Origin of the sequence: Nostoc sp. MG11, from assembly GCF_014904695.1 — a bacterium.
Taxonomy (GTDB): domain Bacteria; phylum Cyanobacteriota; class Cyanobacteriia; order Cyanobacteriales; family Nostocaceae; genus Komarekiella.
This window is the reverse complement of the sequence record NZ_JACXXN010000022.1, coordinates 60,081-81,079: the sequence shown is the minus strand read 5'-3', so window position 1 is coordinate 81,079 and position 20,999 is coordinate 60,081. Positions and strand designations below refer to the sequence as shown.

The window sequence follows — 20,999 nt, the reverse complement described above, 5'->3', positions numbered from 1 at the left end:
TTCAAAGCGTGATTTGCGGTTTTTGAATTGCTACTCGTTGCCAATTTTTCCAAAGTCCTTGCAGCACTTTCAGAAAATCTTTCAGCAGAAGATACTCTGTACCTCTTAACTGCTGATATATACTTATATGACAACATAGCCGCTCATACAAACTCAATTTGAATAGCCATACAGAGAGCGCGTACTCCCATAAAATTCTCCAATGAGGAAACAAAACTTGCCCATTTTTAGCTGAATCAAACCAGACTGTGTATGAGTAGAAATCTGGCAACATCTTCAATGAATATTTTGGATTATTGTTAGTAAATGACAAATAATCAGGAAAGAACATACTCATTGATTGTTGGGGATGGCTTCTTGCAAAGAACAGGTATTCAGGGATTTCATAAAATCGACCAAGAAGACCTAGCCTTGACAATAAAATTCCATCTGCAAGACCATAACTCCCCATAGGTGGTATCGCCTTGATAGCACTAGCTCGAATTACTCCGTAACATTGATAACATAAATGTTTAGTAAGCAATTCGTGAAAACGCTTGTGTGGTTGTACTAAATCTGTCTTGAGCTTAATGTTGTAGTTTTGGAGAAATTTACCCTGTTCATCAATGAAAGATACCTGGGAGTGGCATAAAATTACGGTAGGGTTTTTATCAAGTACCTCCACACATTTCATGAGAAAATCAGGCGCATGTAGGTCATCATAAGCTGCCCACTTAAAGTATTCACCTGAAGATAATTCAAAAGTGCGATTGAAGTTACAGGCACAACCTATATTTTTTTGATTGCGGTAGTAACGTATACGTTGGTCTTGAGCAGCATAGGCTCTACAAATTTCCTCAGTTTTGTCTGTAGATGCATTATCTGAAATAATTAGCTCAAAATCTTCAAAGGTCTGAGCCAAGAGTGAATCTATGGCTTCTTTGAGAAATTTTTCGCCATTGTATACAGGTAATCCAATACTCAATCGTGGCTGACTACTGCTCATAGTAAACAAGATTTTGGAAAATCCATAGTTTATTTTATCAATTTGTGAATATCCGGTTTTTCAGTCATTCATATATTCACTAAAATCTCGGTTTTCGATAAATTATTGCTCTCTAGTTAAATAAATTTTGTGCTTTTTTGATGTAATAAATATATGCAAAAGACATAAAATCTATCACTAGAAAGATGGCATTAATCAAATACTTATTTTTGGTCTAGTAAAATAAATTCTGGTAAAGTTATTTTGATGCTAGACCATAGCTAGTAATTGGCGCTTCAGCGCTAAAGCGCTAACTACTAACTCATTCCATTACTGAAGCAACTTTTGAATATCTGTTTTATGCAGCCATTCATGTGTTCGCTGCATTCCTTCTTCTAAATCAATTGTTGGTTTGAAATTTAACAGGCTTTGTGCTTTAGCAATAGAACAGGCATAGGGACGAGTCATAAAATCTATAGACTCCGGTAAGATATCCACTTTTTTCCGAAAAAGCTTTTGTCCTTGGACGCGCAACCGTAGAAACAGTTTGATTTCATCTTTTGGTAATGAAAGTGGTGCAGGTAAACTTTCCATTGCGGCTAAGCGCATAAAATACTCTTTCCAAGAAGTATCTTGTCCGTCGGTGATATTAAATATTTCACCATAAGTTTCTTTTTCTATTGCTAGAAAGATGCCATCAATTAGGTTGTCTATATACACATGATTTATAACTCCTTTACCATCGTTAGCATAGGCAAATAATTTTTGGCGCATCATGTGAATTGGTCGGACTATCCAGGGAATACTTCCAGGGCCGTAAATATCTCCGGCTCGAATAATAATAATGCCAAAATCTGGTGAAGCATTTAGTTCTAAAAGTGCTGTTTCGGCTTCTATTTTTGTTTGACAATAAGGATTATTTTCGCCAGAGATTGGGCCGGATTCTGTGACACCATCAGGATAATCAAAACCGTAGACCATCACACTGGAGAGATGCACAAATGTTTTGACACCAGCATCTTTAGCAGCTTTAGCCATGTTGACACTACCGCCAACATTGATTTCTCGGAAATGATTGATTGAGCCTGCTTCTTGGGCAATTTGGGCTGTATGTAAAACAATATCTACTCCCTGACAAGCCTTTTTTGCAGTGGTGGGATCTGTAATGTTGCCAACAATTACATCAATACCTAAACTCTGCGCTTGTTTGTTCTGTTCTGTAGAACTTTGTAAACCACGAACTTTCATTCCCTGCGCTATGGCTAACTCGGCTGTACGTAAACCGATAAATTCGTCAATATCGGTAATCAGGAGAGTTTTATTTTTGAGGTTCATATTGCAGGCTTTATTGGTAGATTGATTTGTGTTTAATTTGTCAGTTATAAGATTGTGATAGCCGTAGGAGTTAGTACAGCGATCGCTTGCTTATTTGCATATATAATTGGATGACTTTTATTGCTATGAATTGTCTAGAAAATATCTCCCGGATCTGCGGAACGGAGTTTATTAATTGCCAGCGCTCCAGAAGTTATACACATGAGAATTGTTGATGTGAGGACAATTACTGCATTATTAACAGTCATGATTATTGGCAATTTAGTGGCTTTCATGGCAAAGTCATATAAAGCTACAGAAGCAAGAAAGCCTGGAATATAACTCAAAATTGCCAAAATTAAAGCTTGTTGAAAAACTACATTCAATAAATAATTATTTGCATAACCTATCGCTTTTAAAGTTGCGTAAGCAATGAACTGCGTAGTAATGTTGCTGTAAAGAATTTGATAGACAATGACTACACCAACTACAGCAGCCATTGTCAGCATCAAGTTAAGAATAAAACCAATAGGTGTTCTGACAGACCAATATTTTTTCTCAAAATCAATGAAGCCTTGACGAGTAAAAACTTGGATATCATTAGGTAAACTGGCTTGCAAATTTTTCAGCACTTGTTCTGGATCAGCACCAGGTTTCAGGGCGATCACACCAACATCGATCATTTCTGCTGGGCGGCTATTTGGATTTATTCTCTGGAAAGTAGAGTCACTGACAATCAAATTGCCATCTACTCCAAAGGAAGGGCCTAAGCTAAATAAGCCACCAACTCTCACCCTATAGCCAATTAATGAATTAAAGGGGAATATTTCAATTGTCTGCTCAGTATCTCCCACATTAAATTGTTCAGCAATTGGCCCAAACTCTGTACGCGAATCCCGGTCAAAAAGCATGACATCGGGAATTTTTAGTTTATCTAAATTTCTATCAACCTCTGGAATATTCATCACAGGGTTTCCTGGATCGAAACCAATCACATATATTGAATATTTCTCTCCAGTTGCAGGATTTTTTAATTTTGCAAACTGTAAATACATGGGGCTAACTGACTCTACACCATCAAACCCCAGAGCTTGGTACAAACGAGTTCGTGAAAAACTTTGATTTGAGGTCAAAGATTTATATTGCGAACTGACTAAAAATAAATCTCCTCGCAGATTTTGATGCACTGCGGTAGCGCTAGAATAAAGAGCATCTTGGAAACCAAGTTGCACAAACATTAGCAGCACAATAAAAGCAATACCCGCTACAGCTACTACAAAACGCACTTTTTGTTGAGCTAGCTGTAGCCATGCCAAAGGAATCTTAAAATTCATGGATTTACTTGTTATTTGTTATTTGTCAGTTGTCATTAGTTGTAACCGCTAACTACTAACCTATGACCCTTGACTATATTTGAATCGCAACATCTACCTGCAAGTTGGTTAAACGAGCTACTCGTTCACTATCTGTGGGATTATCGATGGAGATTTTTACCTCAACTATTCTGCGGTCTGTGTCTGAGCCGGGGTTGAGGCTGAAGATGCTTTGTTTGTCAACTTGCCAACCGATTTCTTTTACAGTTCCTCGTAATACTCCAGTAAATGCAGTGCTGGTAATGGTGGCTTTTTGTCCTGCACGCACCTTTTGAACATCGGTTTGGTACACCTCTGCAATCACGTACATTTGAGAGGTTTTACCGATCTCAGCAAATCCTGTATTAGTGATGACTTCTCCGGTTTTGGCATGAATTTTCAAAACTTTGCCATTTATGGGAGATTTGATGTAGGTTAACTCTTGGTCTGCTTTTGCTTGTCTAATACTTGTCACAGCACTGTTGACATCGGCTTGTGCTGCTTCAACATCTACAGTACGTACTTCGCTAATACTGTTGAGTTGGGCTTGTGCTTGCTTTTGCTGTTGTTGGAAAGTGTCTTGAGTCCGTTTGAGAGTTGCTTGAGCTTCTGTCAATTGCTGTTGTGTAGTCTTCAATTGCAAAGCTTTAGTATCTGCTACGGAAGCCGCGATCGCACCTTGTTTGTATAACTGCTGATATCGATCATTCTCGGCTTGAGCGTTGTCTACCTGAGCCTGGATACGCGCAATTGTCGCTTCTTGCGTTGCAATGTCTCCTTTGAATTGAGATCCTAAAGTAGCGATCGCAGCCTCTTGAGCATTGATGTCTCCGGTTTTCGCTCCAGATTTGACTTGCGCTAGTTTAGCTTTAGCAACTTGCAGTTTATCTAAAGCTTGTTGTAGAGCTGCTGTCGAACGAGTATAGTCTTCTAAATAAGCTAATACTTGCCCTGCTCTAACTTCGTCTCCTTCCTTAACCAAAAGTCTGTCTACTCGTACACCACTATTAGAACTAGGAGCAGACAAAGAGGTAATTTCACCTTCTGGTTGCAAACGCCCTAGTGCAGTCACAGCAACTTTTACCGGAGTCACAGCCTTTGGTGAATTCGCTGGAGGTGTCTGAACTTTAGGTTTAGACCAAAATGGTGAAAAACTGTAAAAAGATACTAGTCCGGTAGCTAAAATGATAGAAGTTGCCAATATTACTCGCCACCGACCTACGTGTTTTGTGAATAATCGGCTTTCTTTATTTACTGCCATATTTTTATTCCAATTCTGCTTTACCAAGGGATAGCCTAAATAGCTACATCAGTCGATTAGAACAGACTCATTCGATTAACTAAGAGGGCCTTTCCTCTACGGTTTTACCTGAAGACATCAAAGAAGTCTAATTGGTTTTATATGAATTGTTGTACACCTTTACAGCCGCCATAAAGCACTAGGTTGGCGTCAAAATTAATAGTGGCGTTACTCCAAAGCTTCCTAAGTTTTATCCTAATTTGACCTTGAACCCAGTAGCGTAAAATACAATAGCGCTAGCTAAAAAAATTAAATCTCAAAAAGAATGAAGCGCTGGTAAAACTCGGATAAACTTGTGTTCAAGTATGGCAAGAAACTTGTGATTTGTCAATCGTCTAACTCTATCTAATTTCTACTGAAATTACTATAATATTCGTCATGGTAATAATTAAAGACTGAGAAAAATTACTCATCTACTAATTACAATCACAACAGATTATTAATTACCAATCGGATTTAATATTATTACCATATTGTTGTTAGCACAGTTGTGTAGTATGAGACATTATCATGAGTTTTGCTAACAGTAATAAAAGATATAAGGACGGGGCAGAGTGTACTTGTTTGTTGAGATGAGAGTCCAGAGTTAGTCAGTTATGGTATTCTGCTGTGGCAAAACTGAACTGGAGAACAGCCGCTAAAGACATGCTCGTCAAGTTATTAGCATTACTAAAAAGAATTTCTTAGATTATCTTTGCAAATCTCGTTTCTAGATTTTACTGCGTCTCTGCTGCAAGTAATATAGGCGGAGCCTTTCTATAGACATTACCAGCCGAAGACTAGGAACGAGGGAACTTGAAAATGAAATCATTATTATGTTTATCATGCAACATATTAAAAATTAATGTTTGCTTTATAAACAACCGCTTTAGTTCTTAAATTGATTTAAATTAAAAATTCATCAAAAATCTTAGCTCAATTATGATGTTCCTCTGAGAAAAAGACACTTATGGCTATTCAATTTATCTATGTATTCATTGAATTGTTACTTGTTAGACAACATGTTTGCGTTATTAACTCAATCAAGAGAAAATTTATGAATTACCCGCAAAACACGAAATTATTTACTAGTGTTAAGGTCATAAATTATACTTTTCTCTTGAAACTTATTCAACAATTACATCGGCGAGAAGTTATTTTATTTATAAAATAAATTTAAAGTAATGATTTAGTTTCTATAAAGTATGCTAGGGTTTTTATTAATTCAATGCTTCAAAGCGGTCAGATAAATTAGTTATTTAATTGAGATTTTAAAAGCATAAATAACTAAATCTAACTACTTTGTCATTACCTTTAAACAATTTATGTAGTTGTTCATATTGCACAAATTCTGATTATAGGTAATGTCTTTTCTGTAACGAACTTGTCTTCTTTTTGTGGTCAAATTCCATAAGATAATTATCCTGGATGTCGAAACTGGCTATGACATTTTTCAAGATACAGAACGTTGTCATTAATACCAGCTATATTGCTGCAATTAGGCTAGACAATCAAACTAGTTCAGGAGAAAAAAGCGTTTCTGTTCTAATAGCTGCTCCTAAGTTTCCATTCCTCCAGTGGGATACCATTTATCAAAATATGTGTGATTACAAATGGATTGAATTCACTGGTCAAGCAGCTAACGTACTCCCAGACTATTTTACCAGTTTCAACAACATCGTTGACCTATTACCACAATACCAAGAGTCAAGCTCTGTATAACATTCTGACGCGATCGCTGTATGCCATGCCTATAAATCTGTGGCTTTATGAGGGCAGTATGTATCGTGTGGTGTTGATTTGGAGAAAAGCATTTAGTCTTAACTGCGCCACGCTACGTAAACGTAGATAAGATAGCTAGCTGCTTGCAAAAAAAAGTAGCTCCTCATTGTTCGTAGGCAACAGAAATTACTGTAGCTGAACAATCCACAGTACTCAAGATTAGTCTATGTCCTATGCCTGCTTATTCAATTGATACTGCCTTAGCGGAGTTAGAAGCTCAGATCAACAATTGTGAAAAGGATTTGATTAGGTCTATAGAAGGAAAGAAAATGAAATCAGAAAAATCAGTGTCAATCAACAAAATTAACAGACAACTGCAACATAATCCTATAGCGATCATTGGGATGGCATCTCTATTACCCAAAGCCAGAAACTTGCGGGAATACTGGCAAAATATAGTCAACAAAATTGACTGTATTACTGATGTTCCATCCACTCACTGGAGCGTAGAAGATTACTACGATCCAAATCCTAGAACTACCGAAGATAAAACCTATTGTAAAAGAGGCGGGTTTATCCCAGAGGTGGATTTTAACCCAATGGAATTTGGTATACCACCAAGCATTTTAGAAGTCACAGACGTATCGCAACTATTGAGCTTAGTAGTTGCGAAAGAAGCGATGGAAGATGCAGGTTACGGCGAACAACGTGACTTTAATCGTGAGATGGTTGGTGTCATCTTAGGTGTGGCAATGGCCAAGCAATTGGGAATGCCACTTTCCGCCAGATTAGAGTATCCAATTTGGGAAAAAGCTCTTAAAAGTAGCGGCTTATCTGATGAAGATACGCAAAAAATCGTCGAGAAAATCAAAAGCGCCTATGTCAAGTGGGATGAGAATGCTTTCCCCGGAATGTTGGCTAACGTAGTCGCCGGCAGAATTGCTAATCGTCTGAATTTTGGCGGGATGAACTGCGTAGTTGATGCTGCTTGTGCGAGTTCCTTCGGTGCTTTAAAGATGGCAATTAGCGAGCTAGTTGAACATCGCTCTGACATGATGCTAACTGGTGGTGTTGACACCGACAACACAATAATGGCTTATATATCGTTCAGCAAAACACCGGCTGTCTCTCCTAGTGAGAATGTCAAACCTTTCGATGCGAAGTCGGATGGGATGATGCTAGGTGAAGGTATCGGCATGATTGTACTCAAACGCCTAGAAGATGCGGAACGCGACAATGACAAAATCTATGCAGTCATCAAGGGTGTCGGTACTTCTAGCGATGGGCGTTACAAGAGTATTTATGCCCCTCGCAAAGAAGGCCAAGTTAAAGCTTTAGAACGTGCTTATGAGGATGCCGGCTTTTCTCCCGCCACAGTTGGTTTGATGGAAGCGCATGGTACAGGCACAATGGCTGGAGATCCCACAGAATTCGGCTCTTTGAGTGACTTCTTTGCTGGACATGACTCCAAAAAACAACACATTGCTTTGGGTAGTGTGAAATCCCAAATCGGACATACAAAAGCAGCTGCGGGTGCAGCAAGTTTGATTAAAACTGCTTTGGCACTACATCACAAAGTATTACCACCCACAATTAACATCACCGAGCCGAACCCCAAACTTAATATCAAAAATTCGGCATTTTATTTGAATACAGAAACCAGACCTTGGATTCGTGCAGAAGGGGAAGCACCAAGACGCGCGGGTGTCAGTTCTTTCGGTTTTGGCGGCACTAACTATCACGTCGTCCTCGAAGAATATGGGGAAGAACAGAACGACGCCTATCGCTTAAACAATGCTGCTAGTGAAGTGCTGTTGTTTGCTGCAACTCCAGCCCAATTGTTGGCTAAATCTGAAGAGATTTTAGCTAAGTTGCAGTCGGATGGGGGTGATAGACACTATGCAGAATTAGTCAAAGAGTGTAAATCACAAGAGATTCCTCTCTCTAATGCCAGAGTTGGGTTTGTTGCCGAAAATCTGCAAGAAGCCTGCAAATTCCTACAAACTAGTATTGATTGGCTAAAACACAAAGGATCAGTAGCATCTTGGGAGCATCCCCAAGGAATTTACTATCGTTCCTCTGGGATGAATCTGGGCGGAAAAGTAGTCGCGCTATTTTCTGGACAAGGTTCGCAATACTTGGAAATGGGCCGGGAAGCGGTGATGAATTTTCCTGCTCTGCGGCGTCTTTACGGGCAGATGGATAGCCTGTTACTCAAAGACAATTTGCAGCCAATTTCAGAGATAGTGTTTCCTCATCCTGTGTTTGAAGAAGCAGAAAAGAATGCCCAAATTGCTGCTCTACAACGCACAGAATATGCTCAACCTGCCATCGGGGTGTTTAGCGCTGGGCTTTATTCCATACTGCAACAAGCTGGATTCAAATCAGATTTTGTCGCGGGACACAGCTTTGGTGAACTTACAGCTTTGTGGGCTGCGGGCGTTTTGAGTGAGGAAGATTACTTGTTCCTAGTGAAGGCTAGGGGTCAAGCAATGGCGGCTCCAGAAGACCCCGATCATGATGCGGGAAGTATGTTGGCTGTCAAAGAAGATATCAGCAAAGTTGAAGCAGTGCTGAGACATTTTCCGCAAGTAACGATCGCAAACCAAAACTCCCCAACTCAATTTGTCTTAGCAGGCCCTACCGCAGAAATCGCCAAAGTGCGTCAGGCTTTACACGACAAAGGATATACGGCTGTTTTATTACCTGTATCAGCAGCTTTCCATACACCGTTAATCGCCTTTGCTCAAAAATCCTTTGCGATCGCTACTAAAGCCGTCACCTTCCAAAATCCCCAAATTCCTGTTTACAGCAACGTCACCAGTAAGCAGTATCCCAAAGAACCGCAAACTATTCAAAAAATCCTGGAAACCCACCTCTCAAACTCGGTGCTGTTTAAGCATGAAATTGAAAATATCTATGCGGCGGGTGGTTATTGCTTTGTGGAATTTGGCCCTAGGAAAATTCTCACCAACTTGGTGAAAGAAACCCTCGGCGATCGCCCACATTTTACCGTATCTTTAAACCCCAGCACCCAAAAGAATAGCGATCGCTCCCTGCGAGAAGCAGTAGTGCAGTTGCGCGTAATGGGTTTGGCTTTGAATAACCTCGATCCCTACCACCTCCCCCAAACACTACCCCCAGTTGAGAACAAGAAGGCGTTAAATGTACGTTTAAACGGTATCAATCATAGATCCGAAAAAACGAAAAATGCCTTTGCTCTAGCTTTGCAGAATGGACACAAAGTAACGTTACCTGCTGAAACTTCGGTTTCAACAAATCAACCCACTCCTGAGTTCTCTGAGACTGCGACTCCATTATTTATTAGCCCAGATGCAACTCCAGCGATGTCTACGACGGGCTACGCCTACGCAGTCAGAGAGAGTAATGGACATAAAAAAACACCCCCGATCACAACCCCATCAGTGAGCAGTGTGATTAACCCCCCCACTATCGCTACTCAACCAGAGCAACAGATGAATCCTGCAACCCTTGCACATCAAACAGCCCAGGAGTCTTACGCCCAGCATCCCGGAGGGAAGATGCAACCAACACCAGAAAAGCTTGCAAATTATCAACAACTTTTAGAAAGTTTAGAATACCTGCTGACACAGTTTCAGCAAAATCAAGCCGAGAATTTACAAGTTCACGGAACTTATCTCAACCATCAAATGGAATACGCCAAAACGTTTTTCCAACTGATGCAACAGCAAAATTCTTTGTTGAGTAACAGTAAATCTTCAATGGAAACTGCGAAACTGAAGCAAGTTGTCATGGAAAGCTTAGAGCGTAGCATGATGCAATTTCACTCTCAACAAGGTGAAACCCTACGCATCCATGAACAATATCTTCAAGAGCAGGTAGAACATACCAAAAACTTTTTCCAACTCATTCAACAAGAATATTCTCAGCTAATTGCTGGTGATGGAGCGACTCAACCGCAAGAGACACTCAGCAACGGAGTAAGCGAACGCCATCATTTCGTACCTTTCACCACCGAAGCAACCGTTACAGAAGCACCTGTATCCCCTACTACCGAGATTGTAGAAAGCCAGCCTTTACCTGCGATCGCGCCTATAGCTAAAAATGGCTTAACTTTTACTCAAACACCTCTCCCCGCCATTTCCAAGGTAGTTGAGCCAATAGTTGAGACGCCTATCCCCGCAGTAGAGCCTGTAGTTGAAGCACCTGTTCCCGTAGCAGAACCCCATACCGAGTTAGTAGTCAAAATTAGCTCACCACCAGTCAACGAAGTTGTTGCATTTAGCCCAGAACCAGCACTAGGCGCAACCATTGATATTGTTGACTTGGATAAAAACCTGTTAGCTATCACCAGCGACAAAACTGGCTACCCAGTAGAGATGCTGGAAATGGATATGGATATGGAAGCAGACTTAGGGATTGACTCCATCAAACGGGTGGAAATCCTAGGGGCGCTACAGGAGATGTATCCCGACTTACCCAAACCAAACATGGAAGATTTGGGAGAACTACGCACCATCGGTCAGGTTGTAGAGTATCTGCAATCCCATGCTTCTAGAAGTGTTTCTGTCGAAATCGCCATTCACGAAGTACAACACGCAACCGAGACTCCAGAGGTAACGACTGCGCCCGTGGCTGAGGTCATCACTTCACCTGAGCCAAGCGTAGTTGTTGAATTGAGCACAGCACCGGAACCTACAGTAAGTAATGAATTTGCAGACTTAGGTCAAACCCTGTTAGCCATAACCAGTGATAAAACTGGTTATCCAGTAGAAATGCTCGAACTGGAAATGGACATGGAAGCGGACTTGGGGATTGACTCCATCAAACGTGTGGAAATCTTGGGGGCGATGCAAGAAATGTACCCCAATTTACCCAAGCCAGATATGGAAGATTTGGGAGAACTACGCACCATAGGTCAAATAGTCGATTATCTCCAGCAGTTGGTTGGAGGTGAAAAAAAAAAGTCTGAGTATGAGTTTGAGCAGCCACCTCAAATAATTCACAGTATCCCCCGCCGTCCAGCCAAACTCAAACCCCTAGCACAACCAGATTACTTGGATTTCAGTTTACCAGAGGGACACATCGGCTTAATCACCGATGATGGTTCCCTCACCACTTCTAAATTAGCTGAGTCGCTAATCGAGCAAGGCTGGAAGGTAGTAGTTGTTAATTTCCCCCAATCGCTGATTCCCCAACAATCACCTTTACCCGCAGGCGTGACTCGCGTGACACTAGCAAACTTGAGTGAAGAACATCTTCAACAACAATTGCAAGCGATCGCATCTCACTGCGGGACGATTGGGGCCTTTATCCACCTACATCCTGTATTTACAGCAGACAGCGGAAGCATTTCTTATCTCGAACAGGAAAAAGCGATCGTCAAACACGTCTTTTTGATGGCGAAACATCTCAAACCATCCCTAAATCAAGCAGCGCATCAAGGACGTAGTTGCTTCTGCACAGTAGCACATCTCGACGGGGCCTTTGGCTTAGAACATCAAGTCAACTTTGGTGCGATCGGCGCTGGTTTATTCGGATTAACCAAAACTCTCAGATGGGAATGGCCAAAAGTATTTGCACGGGCGATCGACCTAAATCCAGCTATAGATGCTCAACAATCAGCACAACACATCATTGCTGAACTTCACGATCCCAATCTTTATATCAGCGAAGTTGCCTACAGTTCCCAAGGACGCGTCACCCTCATCGCAAGTTAATCACCTCATCTCTTCTCTCTGCGCCTCTGCGCGACGCCAGGTGCTTTAAGTCGGGAAACCCGCCCAACGCACTGGCTCCTCTGCGTGAGCTTTTCACCTAAACGTAGAGGATGCAGAGAACACAGAGGAAATAAATAATTTGATTTACGCAGATATTCCAGAGGATTTATGACACAAACAGCCCAGCTTAACCCATCATCAGTCTTTGTTGTAAGCGGCGGTGCAAAAGGGATTACGGCTGAGTGTACTATCAAATTAGCACAACACCAACCCTGCAAATTCATCCTCCTTGGTCGCTCCGAACTATTAGAAACTGAACCAGATTTTGCTCAAAATTGTTTTGAAGATTCCGCATTGAAAAAACGCATCATGGAGAATCTTCTTGCTCAAGGCGAAAAACCCACACCCATGAGTGTGCAAAAAGTCTATAACCAGATTACCTCCAGCCGTGAAATCAAAAAAACCCTCTCTTCAATTCAACAAACAGGAGCGCAAGCAGAATATATTAGTGTCGATGTTACAGATACAGCAGCTTTACAAGGAAAATTGGCTGCTGCTGTGCAACGTTTAGGTACGATTACAGGAATTATTCACGGTGCGGGAAATTTAGCTGATAAGTTAATTGAAAAGAAAACAGAACAGGATTTTGAAAAGGTTTACACAGCCAAAGTTCAGGGTTTAGAAAATCTGTTAGCTTGCATTAATCCTAATCAACTTCAGCACTTAGTTTTGTTTTCTTCCGTAACCGGATTTTACGGGAATGTTGGTCAAACTGATTATGCGATCGCTAATGAAATTCTCAACAAATCAGCCCATTTAATCAAGCAAAACTATCCTGCTTGTCATGTAGTGGCGATCAATTGGGGAGCTTGGGACAGTGGGATGGTATCGGCGGAACTTAAAAAAGCTTTTGCTGAACGAGGAATTGAGGTGATTCCTGTAGAAGTTGGCACACAAATGCTAGTCAACGAACTACATCCCGCTCATCATGATAATACACAAGTTGTAATTGGTAGTCCACTAACTCCGCCTGCAATAGAGTTAGATACTGAACTGCGAACCTATCGTATCCGTCGCCAAATGACATTGGAAGCAAATCCCTTTTTGCGGGATCATGTCATTGCTGGTTATCCAGTTTTACCAGCCACTTGTGCAATGACATGGATTATTAATGCTTGTGAGCAACTTTATCCAGGTTATAGGTTGTTTAGTTACAAAGATTTCAAAGTTTTGAAGGGAATTACTTTCAATGAAAAACTGGCAAAAGAACATATTTTAGAAATTCAAGAAATTTCTAAAGTTAATTATCATAACATCGAAATCAAAGCTCAAATATTGAGCAAAAATCCTGAAGGTAAAGTTCATTATAACTTTAGCGCTCAACTCAATCTCCAGCGAGAAATCCCCATTGTTCCCACTTATGAATCAATAAATCTTGAGTCGGATAATATTATTACCGCCACAGGAAAAGATTTTTATCAGAATGGGGGAGCCACATTATTTCATGGCCCGGCTTTTCAAGAAGTTAAACGAGTCCTAAACATTAGTCCTGAAAAGATAACTACAGAATGCCTTTGGCAAGGAATCAGCGAACAGGAACAAGGACAATTTCCAGTTCAATGGGTGAATCCATATACAACTGATTTGAGTATGCACGCTTTATGGATTTGGACACAGCATTTCCATCAAGAAGGTTGTTTACCTGGAAAGGTAGAGAAATTTGAACAATTTGCTGCTTTACCATGCAACGAAATTTTTTATGTTTCTTGTGAAGTGAAAGCCAAAACAGCAACTAGCGCGATCGCAAACTTTATCATACACGATGCTCAAGGGCAAATCTACTCACAAATGCTCGGAGCCAATGCCATAATTTGGTCTATGAAATTACTCAAAAGTTAGTAATTTTCCTTTAACACTCAGTTAGCAAGCTTTCATCGCATCTTGACTTGCATTTATTAAGTTTGGGGAACAGCGTAAATCCTAGCGTCTCTTAGTTACTTCTTGCCTAATACCCAAACAGGTAAGTTAAATGCCTAGCGGCTGATGAGGATATAAACAGTGGAAAAAATAGCTATCATCGGATTATCTTGTCTATTCCCCGATGCTCAAAATCCTGAAGAATTTTGGCAGAATCTTATTGCTCAAAAAGATTCGACATCATCCGCAACTTCTGCGGAAATGGGGGTAGACCCGACAATGTTTTACCACCCAGTTAAAGGTACACCAGATAAAACATATTCCCTCAAAGGCGGATACATCCGCAATTTTCAGTTTGATCCATCCGAATACAATTTACCAGCAGAACTTGCAGAAAGCTTGGATGATACCTTTAAATGGTCACTGTATGCTGCTAAACAAGCAATTGTCCAAAGTGGCTATTGGGGTAATCAAAATGTTCTCTCCAAGTGTGGCGTAATTCTGGGAAATCTATCATTCCCGACAAAATTTTCTAATCAATTATTCTCTCCGATTTACCAGCAAACTATTGCGCCTGCTGTTAGAGAACTTTTGCAGTTTGAAGACTTCGATTTGGCTGGAGCTACTACAGGTAAAGCATCTTTATACAATGCCATGATATCTGGCTTACCAGCCGCCGTAGTTGCCAGAGCTTTTGAACTATCGCAGATTCATCTATGTCTAGATGCTGCTTGTTCTTCATCATTTTATGCTATCAAGCTGGCGTCTCATTATTTGCGATCGCACAAAGCTGATGTAATGTTAGCTGGAGCAATCAGTTGTGCAGATTCTCTATTTGTGCGGATGTTATTTTCTGGTGTTCAAGGATATCCAGAAAATGGTATTAGTTCGCCATTTGATAAGTCATCTAGAGGGCTAACTCCCGCAGATGGTATTGGCATGGTCATGCTGAAAAGACATTCTGATGCTGTGAGAGATGGCGATAATATTCTCGCCACAATCTGCGGTAATGGACTATCGAATGATGGCAAAGGTAAGCATTTACTCAGCCCTAATTCTAAAGGGCAAACTTTGGCTTTTGAGAGAGCCTATACTGAAGCACAAATCAGTCCCCAAAGTATAGATTATCTAGAGTGTCATGCCACTGGTACATTACTAGGAGATACCACCGAAGTCAAATCCATAGAAACCTTTTTTGGTCAACATCATGCTACCCCGCAACTAGGTTCTGTGAAAGCTAATGTTGGTCACTTGTTAACCGCCGCTGGCATGGTTGGCTTGACTAAAGTGGTTTTGAGTATGGCTCATGGCGTAATTCCACCAACTATTAATGTTTCAGATCCTTTAACATCTGAAAGTGGGATAATTTCTGCCGATAAAATTGTCAGAAAGGCTACAGCGTGGCCACACAAGAATACATCAATTAAACGGGCTGCTGTAAGTGCTTTTGGTTTTGGCGGTACAAATTCCCATCTAATTGTTGAGCAAGGAACTACAACACCAGTTGACTCAATTGCACCGCTTCCACCAGCCAAAATCGCCATTGTTGGTATGGATGCCTTTTTTGGTGGTTGCAATGGATTAGATGCTTTTGAACGCAGTATTTATGACGGAAAACAGCATTTTATTCCCCTACCGCCAAACAGATGGCACGGAATTGAACAGCAAGAAAACTTACTCAAAGAATACGGATTAGCTGAGGGGAAAGCACCAGTAGGGGCATATATCAAAGATTTTGATATTGATACTTTAGCTTACAAAATCCCCCCGAATGAAGTTGAAAAGCTAAATCCGCAACAACTGTTACTATTAAAAGTTGCAGATCGCGCCCTCAAAGATGCAAAAATTCAAGAAGGTAGCAATGTCGCGGTTATCATTGCCGCAGAAGCAGAATTTTCAGTACATCAGTTACAGCAGAGATGGAATTCATCCTGGCAAATTCAAGATGGCTTGAACGATGCACAAATTACTTTGCCAGAGGAAAAAATTGCTCAACTAGAAAGCATTGTCAAAGACAGTGTTCACAATCCAGTAGAACTTGGTGAATATCTCAGTTACATCGCCAACATTATGGCGAGTCGGATTTCTGCACTGTGGAATTTCACCGGGCCGGCGTTCACAGTTGCGGCGGTGGAAACTTCTGTCCTCAAGGCGTTGGAAGTGGCGCAAATGCTACTAACTACTGGGGAAGTTGATGCTGTGGTTGTTGGTGCTGTTGATTTAGCAGGCGGTGTGGAAAATGTCTTGCTGCGAAACCAATACTCACAAATTAACACTGGTGTAAATACCTTGAGTTACGACCAGAAAGCCGATGGCTGGATGGTTGGCGAAGGTGCGGGTGCAGTGGTGCTAAAGCGTCACGAAACTGCTCAAGAAAATAATGAACGCATCTATGCAGTCATTGATGCCATTAGCTTTGGACAAGCCGATTCAACTTCTATAGATGCGGGAACGGTTAACCAAGTCTGTAACCAAGCTTTCCAGATGGCGGGTATTGACCCCACAGAGGTGAACTATGTGGAAGTCTGTGGTAGTGGTATTCCTCAAGAAGATGCAGCCGAAATTACAGGTTTACTGCAAGCTTATCCGCCTGTGGGAGATGGTCTACACTGTGCGTTAGGTAGCGTCAAAGCCAATATCGGCCATACTTATGTGGCTTCGGGAATTGCTAGCCTCATCAAAACCGCTTTGTGTCTGCATTACAGATACATTCCTGCGACTCCCAATTGGTCAGGCGTCAAAACACCCCAAATTTGGGAGGGTAGCCCTTTTTATGTCGCCACGGAATCAAGACCCTGGTTTCTGGATAAAGATGGCACACGCAGAGTAGCAGCAATTAACGGTATGGGTATAGATGGGACTTACGCCCATTTAATCTTGTCAGAAGAACCCGTTCAAGAGGAGCGCAGCAGCAAGTATTTGCAGCAAATGCCTTTCCATCTCTTCCCCATAGCAGCACAAGATAAATCAGATTTACCTGAACTGCTGAACAGTCTTCAACACACTATCGAGGATAGTTCTTCTTTAGCAGCGATCGCTAGTCAAACATTTGCGACTTTTGGACAACATCGAGAAGCAAAATATGCGCTAGCAATCACAGGACGCAACAAAAAAGAATTACTCAAAGAAATTGAATCGGCTCGCAAAGGTGTAAATAATGCTTTTGAAAGTGGGACAGATTGGCAAACACCTCTAGGTAGTTATTTTACAGCCAAACCATTGGGTAAAACTGGAGCTTTAGCTTACGTTTATCCAGCGGCGGTCAATTCTTATATCGGCATTGGTCGCACCGTCTTCCGCTTATTTCCCAAAGTCTTTGAGGACTTGAAAAGCAATAATCTCTACAACCGTGCTGCTGATGTTGAGAAACTGGTTTACCCCAGAAGTTTGAATAAATTGTCAACTAGACAATTAGAAACTCTCGAAAAGCAATTGTTAGATGATTCTCTAGCAATGTTTGAAAGTGAAATAGCTTTCGCCAGATACATGACTGCAATTTTTCGAGATGATTTTCAAGTTAAGCCACAATGCGTTTTTGGCTACAGCTTGGGTGAAACTAGTATGATGGTTGCCCAAGGAGTTTGGAGTGATTTTGAGGGTGGAAGTAACACTTTAAATTCGTCTCCGTTGTTTGGAGATAAGTTATCTGGCCCGAAAAATGCTGTACGTGAATATTGGGGATTGACGCCAAATTCACAAAACAATGATTTTTGGAGTACTTATGTTCTCATGGCTACTCCATCACAAATCAGGGAATGTATTAAACATGAGAAGCATGTTTATTTAACTCAGATTAATACACCAGAAGAAGTATTAATTGCTGGGGAAACAGCAGCTTGTAAGCGAGTGATTGAAACTCTGGGTTGCAATTCTTTTCCGGCTCCTTTCGACCATGTGATTCATTGTGAGGCAATGCGATCGCAATACGAGGAAATTAAGAAGGTAAACACTTTACCATCACAAAATCTTCCGGGTATTGTATTCTATTCGGCGGCTGATTATCAACCTATCGCACTGGATAGTGAGGTTATTGCTCACAACATTGCTACAGGATTATGCCAAGAACTAGATTTCCCGCGATTAGTTAACCGTGTCTACGATGATGGTGTCCGAATATTTCTCGAAGCGGGTGCTGGTAGTGTTTGTTCTCGATGGATTGATAAAATCCTCGGCAATCAAGAACACATCACAATATCCCTAAATCGTAGAGGTATGGATGATCATACTTCGATGGTCAAAGCTTTAGCAAAACTACTCAGCCATCAGGTGAATGTGGATTTATCACCACTGTACAGTCTCACACCAGAAACTAGTCAACATAAAACAACCTTGAGAACAATTACCCTAGGTGGGAACCCAATTACTCACGCAATATTGAGTGAAGAAAACCGAAAACTTTTTCAAGATATAGGTGAACAAATTAGACGCGATCGCCTCCAGCGGGGCGTAGCCCATCGTACCCAAAAACAGCAGCTAGATATACCTAATTTCCAAGATTTGGAAATAAATTCTGTGAATGCTGTGGGGGCGATTGCTCAAGAGAAAAGTAATTCCCATCACATTTTACCACCCAATACTCAACCAGAAGAAGTCAAAACGAAAAATATCATTGATAACGGTTTTGAACTTAAAGAACAATTACAATCTTCTGAGTTAAGCGCAATTGAGCAGCAAATTTCTCAACCTATTTCTTCTCCACCTGCTATAACCCGAAAATTTGGTAAAACCATCAGTATGTTCGATTTAAATAAGTCCCAGTATCAAAAGCTCAACTCTAATAATTCAAAGTTAACTAAAGCACATACCGTTTTTTTACAGGCAAGACAAGACTTTAGTCAGCAAATGAGCGAAATCATTCAATTGCAATTAGCTTGCGCTGAAAATTTGCTTAACGAAGAGTCCTGATAATGAAGTGTGTAGACTCATTTAGGGAGTCTATATCCTCCAGCTTTTATTAGGTATTGGGGACTGGAAAAAAAGCAGAGGAGCAGGAAAAGAATAGCAATGTCCCATGCCCAATCTCCAATTCCTAATACCCAATACCCAACCATGCTTATAATTTGAGGGATAACTGCCGTGACAACCGTAGATGCGGTACTCAGTAAACACAATAATGGTCTTGGATTTTCTGCTTGTTCTCATAACCAAAACCAAGTTTGGAAAGGTTCTTTAGAATCTATATCTTTTGAGCAATCAGCCATCAAAGAGAAATTGATGGTATTAGATAAACCTTGCTACATCGTGAAAGTTGCCGGAAAAATTGGTGTTACCAACGAAGGATATTTATCTCCAGTTGATAACGGCACAACATTACAAGTAGAACTGCTGACATTTGTCCCACCAATTCGTATTCAACAGCTAGGTGATCCTAATTTTCTCTCATTTCATGGCGTCAAATATGCCTACGTCACTGGCGCAATGGCTGGCGGTATTGCTTCTGAAGAAATGGTTATTGCACTTGGTAAAGAGCAAGTTCTCAGTTCCTTTGGCGCAGGTGGCTTAACTCCAGACCGTTTAGAAGCAGCTATTAATCGCATTCAACAAGCTTTACCTCAAGGCCCTTATGCTTTTAATTTAATTCATAGTCCCAACGAACCTGCAATTGAACGGCGTGCGGTAGGTTTATACCTCAAATATCAAGTCAGAACTGTAGAAGCTTCAGCATTTCTCGACTTAACTCCTAACATCGTCTACTACCGTGCTGCTGGACTTGGCTTAAATGACGCCAATCAAATTGAAATCAAAAATAAAGTCATTGCTAAAATTTCTCGCCGAGAAGTAGCGACTAAATTTCTCCAACCAGCACCAGCTAGAATTCTTAAGGAACTTGTTGAGCAAAGACTAATTACTGAGTTACAAGCAACTCTTGCAGCCAAAGTTCCGATGGCTGATGATATTACTGTCGAAGCTGATTCTGGCGGTCATACAGACAATCGTCCCTTGGTTTGTTTGTTACCTTCTATCATTTCTTTGCGTGATGAAATTCAGGAACAATATCATTACGAAACACCCGTGAGAGTTGGCGTAGCAGGAGGGATTGCTACACCACAATCAGCCTTAGCAGCTTTTATGATGGGTGCTGCTTATATTATGACTGGCTCAATTAATCAGTCATGTGTTGAATCTGGAGCTTGTGAACATACTAAGAAACTACTAGCTCAAGCAGAAATGGCTGATGTGATGATGGCTCCAGCCGCAGATATGTTTGAAATGGGAGTGAAACTGCAAGTCCTCAAACGGGGTACGATGTTCCCCATGCGAGCGCAGAAATTATTTGAATTATATCGAAGTTATGACTCGATTGAAGACATTCCTTTACCAGAAAGAGAGAAATTAGAAAAGCAAGTTTTTCGCAAAAGTATTGCTGAGGTATGGGAAGGAACTGCGACTTATTTGTCTCAAAAAAATCCTGAGAAGCTAGGTAAAGCGGTGAATAATTCTAAGCTCAAAATGGCTTTAATTTTCCGCTGGTATTTAGGATTATCTTCTCGTTGGTCTAGTTCTGGTGAAAAAGGTCGAGAAGTCGATTATCAAATTTGGTGTGGCCCGGCAATGGGTAGTTTCAATGACTGGGTGCGTGGTTCTTATCTATCTGAACCCAAAAATCGCCATGTAGTTGATGTTGCTGACCAAATTATGACTGGTGCAGTCTTTTTATACCGCATCCAAAGTTTAAAAATTCAAGGACTGCAAATACCTAATTATTACAGTCAGTATCACCCTAGTCCTACAATATTGGAGAGCTAAAA

Annotated in this window: 9 protein-coding genes; 5 read left to right on the top strand and 4 right to left on the bottom strand. The window is 40.9% G+C overall.

All coding sequences use genetic code 11. The features are described from left to right. Window position 1: 1 nt before the first annotated feature. The 4 genes from HCR01_RS24535 to HCR01_RS24520 all read right to left on the bottom strand — a co-directional run bounded on the left by HCR01_RS24535 (window position 2) and on the right by HCR01_RS24520 (window position 4,891). The gene (locus HCR01_RS24535) at window positions 2-985 is read right to left on the bottom strand and encodes a glycosyltransferase family 2 protein (RefSeq protein ID WP_193198695.1); all 984 of its coding nucleotides are present in this window, start codon (window positions 983-985) and stop codon (window positions 2-4) included. A gap of 309 nt (window positions 986-1,294) precedes the next feature. After that, a complete protein-coding gene (locus tag HCR01_RS24530; RefSeq protein WP_193198694.1) occupies window positions 1,295-2,299 on the bottom strand; it encodes an NAD-dependent epimerase/dehydratase family protein in 1,005 nt (334 codons plus the stop codon). A gap of 134 nt (window positions 2,300-2,433) precedes the next feature. Beyond that, window positions 2,434-3,612, bottom strand: coding sequence for an ABC transporter permease DevC (gene devC, locus HCR01_RS24525; RefSeq protein ID WP_193198693.1), 1,179 nt, complete (start codon window positions 3,610-3,612; stop codon window positions 2,434-2,436). Between the two features lie 73 nt (window positions 3,613-3,685). After that, window positions 3,686-4,891: an ABC exporter membrane fusion protein gene (locus tag HCR01_RS24520; protein WP_193198692.1), complete on the bottom strand. Its 1,206-nt coding sequence runs from the start codon at window positions 4,889-4,891 to the stop codon at window positions 3,686-3,688. A gap of 1,461 nt (window positions 4,892-6,352) precedes the next feature. On the opposite strand from HCR01_RS24520, the gene HCR01_RS24515 reads away from it, so the two are divergent. The 5 genes from HCR01_RS24515 to HCR01_RS24495 all read left to right on the top strand — a co-directional run bounded on the left by HCR01_RS24515 (window position 6,353) and on the right by HCR01_RS24495 (window position 20,997). Further along, entirely contained in the window at window positions 6,353-6,631 is a 279-nt protein-coding gene (locus HCR01_RS24515; protein ID WP_193198691.1) for a hypothetical protein, read from the top strand. A gap of 233 nt (window positions 6,632-6,864) precedes the next feature. Next, window positions 6,865-12,333, top strand: coding sequence for a type I polyketide synthase (locus HCR01_RS24510; RefSeq protein WP_193198690.1), 5,469 nt, complete (start codon window positions 6,865-6,867; stop codon window positions 12,331-12,333). Between the two features lie 168 nt (window positions 12,334-12,501). Beyond that, a complete protein-coding gene (locus HCR01_RS24505) occupies window positions 12,502-14,232 on the top strand; it encodes an SDR family NAD(P)-dependent oxidoreductase (RefSeq protein WP_193198689.1) in 1,731 nt (576 codons plus the stop codon). A 159-nt stretch (window positions 14,233-14,391) separates the two neighbouring features. Continuing rightward, window positions 14,392-19,155 carry a PfaB family protein gene (locus tag HCR01_RS24500; protein ID WP_193198688.1) on the top strand — a complete coding sequence of 1,588 codons (4,764 nt, stop codon included), beginning with the start codon at window positions 14,392-14,394 and terminating at the stop codon, window positions 19,153-19,155. Between the two features lie 171 nt (window positions 19,156-19,326). Continuing rightward, a complete protein-coding gene (locus HCR01_RS24495) occupies window positions 19,327-20,997 on the top strand; it encodes a PfaD family polyunsaturated fatty acid/polyketide biosynthesis protein (protein ID WP_193198687.1) in 1,671 nt (556 codons plus the stop codon). Window positions 20,998-20,999 lie beyond the last annotated feature (2 nt).

Excerpts from the sequence above, each read along its gene's own strand:
- HCR01_RS24530 (WP_193198694.1), bottom strand. The coding sequence starts at position 2,299 with ATGAACCTCAAAAATAAAACTCTCCTGATTACCGATATTGACGAATTT.
- HCR01_RS24515 (WP_193198691.1), top strand. The coding sequence starts at position 6,353 with ATGACATTTTTCAAGATACAGAACGTTGTCATTAATACCAGCTATATT.
- HCR01_RS24510 (WP_193198690.1), top strand. The coding sequence starts at position 6,865 with ATGCCTGCTTATTCAATTGATACTGCCTTAGCGGAGTTAGAAGCTCAG.
- HCR01_RS24505 (WP_193198689.1), top strand. The coding sequence starts at position 12,502 with ATGACACAAACAGCCCAGCTTAACCCATCATCAGTCTTTGTTGTAAGC.
- HCR01_RS24520 (WP_193198692.1), bottom strand. The coding sequence starts at position 4,891 with ATGGCAGTAAATAAAGAAAGCCGATTATTCACAAAACACGTAGGTCGG.
- HCR01_RS24535 (WP_193198695.1), bottom strand. The coding sequence starts at position 985 with ATGAGCAGTAGTCAGCCACGATTGAGTATTGGATTACCTGTATACAAT.
- devC (WP_193198693.1), bottom strand. The coding sequence starts at position 3,612 with ATGAATTTTAAGATTCCTTTGGCATGGCTACAGCTAGCTCAACAAAAA.